Genomic DNA, 3219 nt, shown 5'->3' on the forward strand with positions numbered 1-3219 from the left:
CGGCGCCCCCGCGGGTCCGGCGACGCCGCGCACCGACCCGGCGACCGACGCAGCCGCCCAGCGGGTGGCCGAGCTCGCCGGCGACGCCTGAGCAGACCCGCGACACGGGCGTCACCCCGGCCGCACGCGGGTCGCAGGGTCTCTGCCCCGCAACCAAGTGCTGCACATCGAAGCGACCTCGCGAGAGGGGTCTGTTGCGGCACAACGGAGCTCGGCAAGCTCCTCGGCCGATGTGCAGCAGTTGTGCACCCGGGCGACGCCCGAGCGCTGGGCGGACTCCGGCGCGTCGCCGTCAGGCGCCCTTGTCGGCGCCGCGCCCGCTCCTGACGTAGGCCAGGCCGAGCACGCCGAGCGCGATCCCCGTCACGCAGGCCCACGGCCACCAGGCGCGCCCGTCGAGGTGCAGCGACGGCACGACCAGCACGACGAGCAGGGCCACGACCCACAGCCAGGTGCCGAGCGCCACCACGCGATCGGTGCGCACGCGCATCGCCGGCACGGTGGTCGGGTCGATCGGGGGCCGCTGGTCGGTCACCCCTGCAGGCTAGCGCCCGGGCCCGTGCTCGAGGGGGACGGGCCCGACGGGGACGTGCCCGAGGGGGACATCGACGAGGTGGTGGCTCGGGCGTGGTGCTCGTGCGACTCCGGGGTCCGGGCAAAGCGCAGCGCCCCGCCGAGCAGCAGCACCGCGGACAGCACCAGCCCGGGCCAGTAGCTCCCGTCCGGGGCGCGCAGCGCGTAGAGCAGCGCGACGTAGACCACGGCCGCCTGCCCGCACAGCTGGACCAGGCCGTTGGACGTGCCCTCCGGCGTCGGCCAGGTGACCTCGGCGGCATACTGCATGCCGATCGGCATCAGGCTCACCAGGCAGAACCCGAGCAGGAAGGCCGCGCCGAGCAGCCCCGCGAGGGAGCTCGCGAGGGCGACCCCGACGACGGCGGGAGCGGCGAGCGCGAGCCCCGCCACGAGGAAGGGCACCCGCCGGTCGAGGCGATCCGACCAGGCCGACAACGAGACCGACCCGATGACCCCGCCGAGCAGCATGGCGGCACCGACGTTGCCGGCGTCGGTCGCCGAGAAGCCCCGCGGGGCAACGATGTCCGCGACCCACTGCGTGATCCCCTTGAAGACGCCCATCCCGATGAAGATCGCCAGCAGGTAGCGCCGGAACGGCCCCACCGACAGGGCGTGCCGCATCCCGTGGGTCTCGAGCTCGCGCTCGGTGAGGTCGACCGGGACGCCGGCGGGGCGGTCGGTCACGAGCAGGGGATAGGCGATGCCGGCGACCAGCGCCGCCATACCGATCCCGAGCTGCAGCGGCCCGATGACGCCGGGACCGTGCGCGTCGACGAGGGCCGTCGGCAGGACCATCCCGATGGCGGTGCCGACCAGGTTGGCGAGGGTGACCAGACCGATCGCGGTCGCGCGCTCGCGCCTCGGGAACCAGCGCGGCGCCACCGACACGTGACCCGCGGGTAACTGTGCGGCGAGGCCGCCTGACGCGCAAGGCATGCCCGGCCCGCGTCACCCGGGTGCCTGACCGACTGGTGGCGGGGGCGCGGACGGCATACGGCCCGCCGGTAGGATCCGGGGACATGACGCAGGCCCCCTCCCGCCGCCCCCGCAACGCGCCGCCCGCCAGCGGGCTCGACCGCTACTTCCGCATCACCGAGCGTGGCTCGTCCGTCGGCCAGGAGGTGCGCGGCGGGATCGTCACGTTCTTCACGATGGCCTACATCGTGGTGCTCAACCCCCTGATCATCGGCACCGTCCCGGACTCCACGGGCGGCTTCCTCGGCGGGGGAGACCCGGACCGGGCGCGCATGCTCGTGGCCGCCGGCACCGCGCTGGTCGCCGGGCTCATGACGATCCTCATGGGCGTCGTGGCCAACTTCCCGCTGGCCCTCGCGACGGGGCTGGGGCTCAACGCCTTCCTGGCCTACGGCGTGGCCCAGATGCCGCAGATGACCTGGGCCGACGCGATGGGCCTGATCGTCCTCGAGGGCATCATCATCCTGGTGCTCGTGCTGACGGGCTTCCGCAAGGCCGTCTTCCACGCGATCCCCGCGCAGCTCAAGACGGCGATCTCGGTCGGCATCGGTCTGTTCATCACCCTCATCGGCCTGATCGACGCGGGCTTCGTGCGCAAGCCGGCCGGCCCGACCCCGGTCGAGCTGGGCATCGGCGGCTTCCTCAACGGGTGGCCGCTGCTGACCTTCGTGGTCGGGCTGTTCCTGATCATCGCGCTGATGGTCAACCACGTGAAGGGCGCCATCCTCTACGGCATCGCCGGGGCCACCGTGCTCGCGATCGTGCTGGAGGCGGTGCTGCACATCGGCTCGCAGACCGGTCCGGGCGGCAAGATCGTCAACCCCACCGGGTGGGGCCTCAACGTCCCCACCCTCCCCTCGAACCCCTTCGCCCTCCCGGACTTCTCGCTGGTCGGTGACTTCAACCTGCTCGGGTCGTTCAGCAAGATCGGGTTCGTGTCGGCCGTGCTGCTGATCTTCACCCTGCTGCTCGCCGACTTCTTCGACACGATGGGCACGATGGTCGCCATCGGCGGCGAGGCGGGCCTGCTCGACGAGGAGGGCAACCCGCCCAGCTCCCAGCGCATCCTGGTCGTGGACTCCGTCGCCGCCATCGCCGGCGGCATGGGCTCGGTCAGCTCCAACACGTCCTACATCGAGTCGGCCGCGGGTGTCGGCGAGGGCGCTCGCACCGGACTCGCGTCCGTCGTCACCGGCATCATGTTCCTGCTGGCGACCTTCCTGTCACCGCTGGTCGCGGTCGTTCCCTACGAGGCCGCGACCCCGGCGCTGATCGTGGTGGGCTTCCTGATGATGCAGCAGGTCACCGGCATCGACTGGGACGACATGGAGATCGCCATCCCGGCCTTCCTCACCATCGTCCTGATGCCCTTCTCCTACTCCATCTCGGTCGGCATCGGCGCGGGCTTCGTGGCCTACGTCGTCGTCAAGATCGCCCGCCGCAAGGCCCGTGAGATCCACCCGCTGCTGTGGATCGTGGCCGCGCTGTTCGTCCTCTACTTCTGCATCACGCCGGTCAAGACGGCCCTCGGCGTCGCCTGAGCCCCGCGCTCACCGGGTCCGCGCCGCCGCCCCCTCCGCTTCCGCCCCGCCCCGCCGCCCCCTCCGGGCGCCATTGTGGGGTTGACCCCGTTCGACGGACACCGGCTTAACCTCGATCCACCGATGG

General features: G+C 72.2%; 3 protein-coding genes. 1 reads left to right on the forward strand and 2 read right to left on the reverse strand.

The window, feature by feature from the left end; genetic code table 11:
• Positions 1-292: 292 nt before the first annotated feature.
• Both B4K29_RS10135 and B4K29_RS10140 read right to left on the reverse strand, forming a co-directional pair.
• Positions 293-535, reverse strand: coding sequence for a DUF2530 domain-containing protein (locus tag B4K29_RS10135; protein WP_019284327.1), 243 nt, complete (start codon positions 533-535; stop codon positions 293-295).
• Positions 532-1464 carry an MFS transporter gene (locus B4K29_RS10140; protein WP_169516840.1) on the reverse strand — a complete coding sequence of 311 codons (933 nt, stop codon included), beginning with the start codon at positions 1462-1464 and terminating at the stop codon, positions 532-534. Before B4K29_RS10140 ends, B4K29_RS10135 begins: the two co-directional genes overlap by 4 nt.
• Positions 1465-1595: 131 nt before the next feature.
• Between B4K29_RS10140 and B4K29_RS10145 the strand changes: the two genes are divergently transcribed.
• Positions 1596-3092 carry an NCS2 family permease gene (locus B4K29_RS10145; RefSeq protein ID WP_286967220.1) on the forward strand — a complete coding sequence of 499 codons (1497 nt, stop codon included), beginning with the start codon at positions 1596-1598 and terminating at the stop codon, positions 3090-3092.
• Positions 3093-3219 lie beyond the last annotated feature (127 nt).

Source organism: Arsenicicoccus sp. UBA6765 (assembly GCF_002453335.1).
GTDB classification, from domain to species: Bacteria; Actinomycetota; Actinomycetes; order Actinomycetales; family Dermatophilaceae; genus Arsenicicoccus; species Arsenicicoccus bolidensis.